This window comes from Bradyrhizobium sp. (genome assembly GCF_028868675.1).
In the GTDB taxonomy this organism is placed as follows: Bacteria; Pseudomonadota; Alphaproteobacteria; order Rhizobiales; family Xanthobacteraceae; genus Bradyrhizobium.
Map to the genome: position 1 here is coordinate 1 of NZ_JAGWUA010000217.1, position 7,734 is coordinate 7,734.

The following is a 7,734-nucleotide window of genomic DNA, read 5'->3' on the forward strand; positions in this document are numbered from 1 at the left end:
CGAGACCCGGATCGGCGCGGGAGCGCGGTCGAACCGGGCGTCGGAGATCCCTGCGGCGGGCGTCAGGATTCGCAGCCGGCTGTTCATCAAATACGTCTCGCTGTTCGTCGCCGTGGTCGCGGTCGCGCTGCTGTCCAACGGCATCTTCGAGGTCTTCTTCTACTATCGCGAGCACAAGGCGGCGCTGATCCGGATCCAGCACGAGCAGGCAGTCGCCGCGGCCGCCAAGATCAGCCAGTTCATCAAGGAGATCGAGAGCCAGGTCGGCTGGACGACGCAGCTGCCGTGGTCGGCGGGCTCGGTCGAGCAGCGCCGGTTCGACGCGCTGCGCCTGCTGCGCCAGGTGCCGGCCGTCACCGAGCTCGCGCAGATCGATTCCAGCGGCAAGGAGCGGCTGCGGGTCTCCCGGCTGGCGATGGACGTCATCGACAGCGGGCTCGACCTCTCCAAAGAGCCCAAGTTCACCGAGGCCGTCGCCCACAAGGTCTATTACGGGCCGGTCTATTTCCGCCGGGAATCCGAGCCCTACATGACGCTGGCGCTCGCCGGCACCCGCAAGGACGCGGGCGTCAGCATCGCCGAGGTGAACCTCAAGCTGATCTGGGACGTGGTCTCCCAGATCAAGGTCGGCGAGCACGGCCACGCCTACGTCGTCGGCGCGCAGGGCCGCCTGATCGCGCATCCCGACATCAGCCTCGTGCTGCGCAACACCGACATGTCCGGCCTGCCGCAGGTGCAGGCGGCGCAGGCCGGCCGCGGCGAGAGCGGCGAATTGCCGGAGGCGGCGAACGTCCAGGGCCGGCAGGTCCTGACCGCATCGGCGCCGATCGCGCCGCTGCGCTGGACCATGTTCGTCGAACTGCCGGTCGAGGAAGCCTACGCTTCGCTCTATGCCGCCCTGCAGCGGCTCGCGATCGTGCTGCTGGCGGCCTCGATCTTCGCGGTGCTCGCCGGGATATTCCTGGCGCGGCGCATGGTCGGCCCGATCCAGGCGCTGCGCGCCGGCGCCGAGCGCATCGGCGGCGGCGACTTCGCCCAGCGCATCTCGATTCCGACCGGCGACGAGCTCGAGGGCCTCGCCAACCAGTTCAACGACATGGGCGCGCGGCTGCAGGAATCCTACGCCGACCTCGAGAACAAGGTCGAGCGGCGCACGGCGGAATTGAAGGAAACGCTGCAGCAGCAGACCGCGACATCCGAGGTTCTGGAAATCATCAGCGCGTCCGCCGGCGAGCTCACGCCCGTCTTCGACAAGATGCTCGAAAATGCGACTCGAATCTGCGGCGCAAAATTTGGAACGCTGACACTTTACGAGGATGGCGGCTTTCGCACCGTGGCGCTCTACAATGCGCCTCAGGCCTACGTCGATACCCAGTTCCATAAGCTGATCCGTCCTCATCCGGAGAGCGGGCTCGGTACGGTCGAGCGAACCCACGAGACCGTCCATATCGACGACGTCAGAACGCAGCCTCCCTACCTTCAGGGCAATCCCAACGTGCGCGCACTGGCCGATCTTGCCGGCGCCCGCACGCTCGTGGTCGTCCCGATGCTCAAGGAAAACGAGCTTATCGGCTCGATCACGATTTTCCGGCAAGAGGTGAAGCCGTTCACGGACAAGCAGATCGAATTGGTTGCAAACTTCGCCAATCAGGCCGTGATCGCGATCGAGAATACCCGCCTGTTGAACGAGCTGCGCAAGCGGACCACCGAACTCACGCAGTCGCTCGACGAGCTGCGCACCGCGCAGGACCGCCTGATCCAGACCGAAAAACTTGCCTCGCTCGGCCAGCTCACCGCCGGCATCGCCCACGAGATCAAGAACCCGCTCAACTTCGTCAACAACTTCTCCTCGCTGTCGACCGAGCTGATCGACGAGCTCAACGAGGTGCTGCAGTCGGCCGGGCTCGACGACAAGACAAAGGAAGAGGTCGACGAACTCACCCACATGCTCAGGGGCAACCTGGAGAAGGTCGTGCTGCACGGCAAGCGCGCCGACTCCATCGTCAAGAACATGCTGCTGCATTCGCGCGAGGGTTCCGGCGAGCATCGCCCCGCCGACATCAACGCGCTGATCGAGGAGAGCCTCAACCTCGCCTATCACGGCGCGCGGGCCGAAAAGTCCGGCTTCAACATCACGCTGAAGCGCGACCTCGATCCGGCGGCCGGCATGCTCGACGTCTATCCGCAGGAGATCACCCGCGTCTTCCTCAACCTGATCTCGAACGGCTTCTACGCCGCCGCCAAGCGCAGGGAGCAGGAAGCGGACGGCTTCGAGCCGACCCTGAGCGCGACGACCAAGAACCTCGGCAACAAGGTCGAGATCAGGATCCGCGACAACGGCACCGGCATCCCGCCGGAGGTGAAGGAAAAGATGTTCAACCCCTTCTTCACCACCAAGCCGGCTGGCGAAGGCACCGGCCTCGGCCTCTCCATGAGCCACGACATCGTGGTGAAACAGCACGGTGGCAAGATCGACGTGAAGACCGAGCCGGGCGCATTTACCGAATTCGTCATTACGCTGCCGCGGACGCTGGCGGCATAGGAAGCTACTGGAGGCAGGAATTGAGCGTTTACATTCTCGTCGTCGACGACGAACCCGACGTGGAAACGTTGTTTCGCCAGCAGTTTCGCCGCGAGCTTCGCGCCGGCCGCTTCCTGATGGAGTTTGCGGCCTCCGCACCCGCGGCGATCGAGCGCGCCATGGAGCTTCGTGATCCCACCCTGATCCTGATCCTGTCCGACATCAACATGCCCGGCATGAGCGGACTGGAGATGCTGCCGGAGGTCCGCGCCAGGCGGCCCGACGTTCCCGTGATCATGATCACCGCCTATGGCGACGCCGACACGCGCAGGACGGCGCTGGAGCGCGGCGCCGAAGGACTGTTGACCAAACCGATCGACTTCTCGGTGCTGCGGCAGGAGATCGACACCAGGCTCGGGCAGGCCGCATGACCGCGACGATCCTCGTTGTCGACGACGAGCCGGACCTCGAGGCGCTGGTCCTGCAGAAATTCCGCAGGCAGATCCGCGACGGGCAGGTCAGCTTCGTATTCGCCCATGACGGCCTCGAAGCGCTGGAGTCGATCGAGCAGCATCCCCATGTCGATCTCGTCGTCTCCGACATCAACATGCCGCGCATGGACGGGCTTTCGCTGCTGGCGAAGCTGCAGGAGGCCGAGGACAAGAAGTCGACCATCATCGTCTCGGCCTATGGCGACATGAGCAACATCCGCATCGCGATGAACCGCGGCGCGTTCGACTTCCTGACCAAGCCGATCGATTTCGCCGACCTCGAGACGACGATCCAGAAGACCATCCGCCACATCGAGGTGCTGCGCGAGGCCCGCCGCCGCCAGATCGAGGCCGAGCGCGCCCATGCCTCGCTGTCGCGCTATTTCTCGCCGGAACTCGCCAGGCGCCTCGCCGCCGGCGGCGACGGCGACGACATGCAGGTGCACTGGCGCGAGGTCGCCGTGATCTTCACCGACATCACCGGCTTCACCTCGCTGGTCGAGACCGCGGCGCCGGAGGTGCTGGCCGAACTGCTCAACGAATATGTCGGCGGCCTGACCGACGTGGTGTTCGCCCATGAGGGCACGGTCGCCAAGGTGATCGGCGACGCGATCCAGGTGCTGTTCAACGCGCCGGGCGACCAGGCGGACTACGCGACCCGCGCGGTCGCCTGCGCCCAGGCGATCGACCAGTGGGCGGAGGCGTTTCGCGCACGCTGGAAGCAGAAGGGCGTGAATTTCGGCGCCACGCGCATCGGCGTTCACGCCGGCCCCGCGCTGGTCGGCAATTTCGGCGGCAGCCGCTTCTTCGACTACACGGCCTATGGCGACACCATCAACACCGCCGCGAGGCTGGAAGCCGCCAACAAGGCGCTCGGCACCCGGGTCTGCGCCAGCGCCACGGTCGCGAACGCGGCGGCGGAGTTCAGGGGACGGCCGGTCGGCGATCTCGTGCTGCGCGGCCGCAGCGAGCCGCTGCGCGCCTACGAGCCGCTCACGCCCGCGGATTTCGAGGCGCCGGCCACGGCGCAATATGCGCAGGCCTTCGCCAGGCTCGCGTCCGGCGACGCCGCCGCCATGCCGGCCTTCGCCGCGCTGGTCGGCACCCATGCCGACGACGCGCTCGCCGGTTTTCACCTCAAGCGCCTGCTCAACGGCGCCAAGGGCGTCCGCATGCAGATCGACTGAAGCATGATCCGGAAAAGTGCGAAGCGGTTTTCCGAAAAGATCATGCTCAAACAATAACCTAATGCACGATGACGCTTCATTCCAATCCCATCGCGCTTCAGGCGACGGTGAGGAGCGCCCTACTCCGCGGGCTCGATCCGGCGCGAGACGGGGCCGGCGAGCGGCCGCTCCTCCATCGCGATCAGGCAGAGCGAGGCGCAGGTCATCATCGCGGCCGCGGCGCCGAAGACGTAGCGGAACGCGCTCCGCATGTCGGCGGCGGGAATCGCGCCGACCGAGCCGTGATGATGCTCGCCGGCGAGCGGGATGTCGGCCCCGAGCGCGATCAGCAGGATGGCCGCGAAGGCCGCCACCGTGAAGGAGGACATCAGCGAGCGGAAGAAGTTCATGGCGCCGGTGATGGTGCCGACCTGGGCACGGGCGACCGAATTCTGCAACGAGACCACGCAGACCGGAAACGTCGTCCCCAATCCGAGCGCAAAGGCGGCCATCAGCAGCAGCAGTCCCCACAGCGGCAGCGTGGTCAGCGCCAGGCCTGCGCCGCAGACGGCGGCGATCGAAGTGCCGACGATGGCGACGCGCTTGTAGTGCCGGGCGTGCACCATGGTGCGGCCCGCGATCGCCGCGCCGCAGGTCGAGACCGCCGCGAGCGGGATCAGCGCGAGCCCCGCTTCGCTGGCGCTCAGACGATAGACGACCTCGTAGTAGAGCGGCAGCTGGACCGTCAGGCCGGTGATCGCCCCGAGCGCGCAGCCGCCCGCGGTCATCGCAAACGGCGCAACCGATCCGCTCAGAAGCGGCAGCGGCAGGAACGGCTCCTCCGCCCGCCGGGCATGCCAGACGAAGGCAAGCGCCATTGCGATGGAAGCTCCGACCATCGACGGGATGGCCGGCGACAGCCAGCGAAAGCGGGTGCCGCCCCAGGTCAGCACCAGCATGAAGACGACCGCGGATGCCATCAGCAGCACGCCGCCGAGCCAGTCGACCTTGCGCTTGCGGTGGAACACCGGGATCTTGCCCATCTTCGGCAACAACAGCGCCAACGCCGCGGCCGCGAGCGGCAGGTTGATCCAGAAGATCATCGACCAGTGCAGATGCTCGGCGAACACGCCGCCGATGACGGGACCGAGGAAGCCGCCGACCAGCCAGACGCCGCTGAAATAGGCCTGGTACTGGCCGCGCTCGCGCGGGGTGACGATGTCGGAGATCACGGTCTGCACGACCGGCATGATGCCGCCGCCGCCGAGCCCCTGCAGCCCGCGCGCGAGAATCAGCGCCGGCATGCTCGGCGCGACCGCGCACAGCACCGAGCCGGCGACGAACAGGCTGAGCGAGGCGATGATCATGACGCGCCGGCCGTAGATGTCGCTGAGCGTGCCGAACACCGGCGCCACGGCGGTGCCGGCGAGCAGATAGGCCGTGATGACCCAGGACAGGCTCGAGACGTCCTGGAACTGGCGGCCGATGGTCGGCAGCGCGGTGGCGACGATGGTCTGGTCGAGCGCGGCCAAAAACATCGTCAGCATCAGGCTGATCACGATGGTGCGCACCTCGTCCGGGGACAGCGGCGGCGGTGCCAGCGAGGGCGCGTCATCGACGCTGATGACCTCGGACGGAAGGCGGGACAGCTCTTCGGCGATGTCGTCGGGCAAAGGCCCGATCTCGGCAGGTTGGCGATTCTGCCGTTCGAACTTGTTCATTTCGGACGTGATCTTGTTGCGGCGCAACGCCGCGATGGATTCGTTCTATGCCCCGCAATCTACGCAACAAATCCCTGCCGCGGCAGGCACCCCGGCGCATGGGTGCATCCCGTCCCGGAGCCGGCGCGGCGGACGCCTCACACCTTCGGCCGCCGTTTCAGCCGTGCCCGTTTCGGCAGCAGCGCCGGCCATTGCACGATGTGGTCCTCGAGTTCCTCGTCCGGGATCTCCTCCTCGCTGGCCTCGACCCGACCGCGCACGGAGACGCCGGCCGCATGCACCGTCTCGGGATCGCCGGAGATCAGGGGATGCCACCAGTAGAGATCGCGCCCCTCGGCGACGAGCTTGTAGCCGCAGCTCGGCGGCAGCCAGTTCAGCGTGCGGACATTGGCCGGCGTGAGGCGGACGCAGTCCGGAACCTTGGACGAGCGATTCGGGTAGTCCTTGCAGCTACAGGAGCCGGCATCGAGCAGCTTGCAGCCGACATGGGTGAAGTAGATCTTGCCGGTGTCCTCGTCTTCCAGCTTGTTCAGGCAGCAGCGCCCGCAGCCGTCGCACAGGCTCTCCCACTCTGCCTCCGACATCTCTTCCAAAGTCTTGGTTTTCCAGAAGAATCCATCCTGGTCTGAAGGTCGTTTGGGAGCTGCGGTCATACTCTTCGAGTGGTTTGTCAAGTGGTTTGGAGAAAACCTCGGTGAACCCCATCTAGGGCGGCAGGGCATCGCGCCGCAAGCCGGGCGGATGCGACGGCGAAAAAGGAACGGGACCAATTGGGCCTGTCGATCAAAATCCCGAGCGTGACCATTGGTTTATGGACCCCGCTCGGTTAGAAGAACCGCTAAGTCCCCTCGGACGCAGAACGGGCGCCTTGGGTTTGCCGCAACAATCCCGCAAGACGGCTCAATGCCGCCCCGGCCGGGTGCTTGAACGCTTTCGAACCGAGCCTCAAGGGTTCTAGGTGCGCCAGATCATACCACCACCGTGGAAGACCAGGATCCGGAACTTCTTCCTGGACCTCGATGCGCGCATCGACTCCTCCCTGTTCTCCTCGGGCAAGGGCATCCGCGAGCTCTACGAGCGCTACTCCACCTTCATGGACCGCTTCTATGTCGGGCGGTGGAAGCGCTGGGTGTTCGTCGAACCGCTGTCGGAGGCCGCCACCATCGGCCTCGGTGGCATGGTCGTGATGCTTGCGCTCGCCATCCCCGCCTTCCGCGAGACTGCCGACGAAGACTGGCTGAAGAAGTCCGACCTCGCCGTGACCTTCCTCGACCGCTACGGCAACCCGATCGGCAGCCGCGGCATCAAGCACAACGACTCGATCCCGCTCGAGGACTTTCCGGACGTCCTGATCAAGGCGACGCTCGCGACCGAGGACCGCCGCTTCTACGACCATTTCGGCATCGACGTCGCCGGCACCGCGCGCGCGCTCGTCACCAACGCCCAGGCCGGCGGCGTCCGCCAGGGCGGCTCCTCGATCACCCAGCAGCTCGCCAAGAACCTGTTTCTCAGCAACGAACGCACCATCGAGCGCAAGATCAACGAGGCGTTCCTGGCGGTCTGGCTGGAATGGCGCCTGACCAAGAACGAGATCCTGAAGCTCTACCTCGACCGCGCCTATATGGGCGGCGGTACCTTCGGCGTCGACGGCGCGGCGCACTTCTACTTCAACAAGTCGGCCCGCGACGTGAACCTCGCGGAAGCGGCGATGCTCGCCGGCCTGTTCAAGGCCCCGACCAAATACGCCCCGCACATCAACCTGCCCGCGGCGCGCGCCCGCGCCAACGTGGTGCTCGACAATCTGGTCGACGCCGGCTTCATGACCGAAGGCCAGG

6 protein-coding genes are annotated in these 7,734 nt (G+C 66.1%); 4 read left to right on the top strand and 2 right to left on the bottom strand.

Translation table 11 applies throughout. The features are described 5' to 3' along the window. The first annotated feature begins 10 nt into the window (after positions 1-10). From KGM94_RS21445 to KGM94_RS21455, 3 genes are read left to right on the top strand one after another with little or no spacing between them, the layout of a single operon-like run. Complete coding sequence (locus KGM94_RS21445; protein ID WP_300263870.1) at positions 11-2,542, top strand: ATP-binding protein; 2,532 nt, start codon at positions 11-13, stop codon at positions 2,540-2,542. Between the two features lie 20 nt (positions 2,543-2,562). Beyond that, on the top strand, positions 2,563-2,952 hold the full coding sequence (locus KGM94_RS21450; RefSeq protein ID WP_300263861.1) for a response regulator: 390 nt from the start codon (positions 2,563-2,565) through the stop codon (positions 2,950-2,952). Then, complete coding sequence (locus tag KGM94_RS21455; RefSeq protein WP_300263863.1) at positions 2,949-4,199, top strand: adenylate/guanylate cyclase domain-containing protein; 1,251 nt, start codon at positions 2,949-2,951, stop codon at positions 4,197-4,199. The genes KGM94_RS21450 and KGM94_RS21455 overlap by 4 nt, the downstream gene beginning before the upstream one ends. Before the next feature lie 119 nt (positions 4,200-4,318). On the opposite strand, the gene KGM94_RS21460 is transcribed toward KGM94_RS21455, so the two are convergent. Then, a complete protein-coding gene (locus tag KGM94_RS21460) occupies positions 4,319-5,899 on the bottom strand; it encodes an MDR family MFS transporter (protein ID WP_300263865.1) in 1,581 nt (526 codons plus the stop codon). 137 nt (positions 5,900-6,036) lie between these two features. Continuing rightward, positions 6,037-6,552, bottom strand: coding sequence for a YcgN family cysteine cluster protein (locus tag KGM94_RS21465; protein ID WP_300263867.1), 516 nt, complete (start codon positions 6,550-6,552; stop codon positions 6,037-6,039). A gap of 305 nt (positions 6,553-6,857) precedes the next feature. Between KGM94_RS21465 and KGM94_RS21470 the strand changes: the two genes are divergently transcribed. Continuing rightward, the coding region (locus tag KGM94_RS21470; RefSeq protein ID WP_300263868.1) for a transglycosylase domain-containing protein at positions 6,858-7,734 on the top strand (877 nt) is incomplete at its 3' end.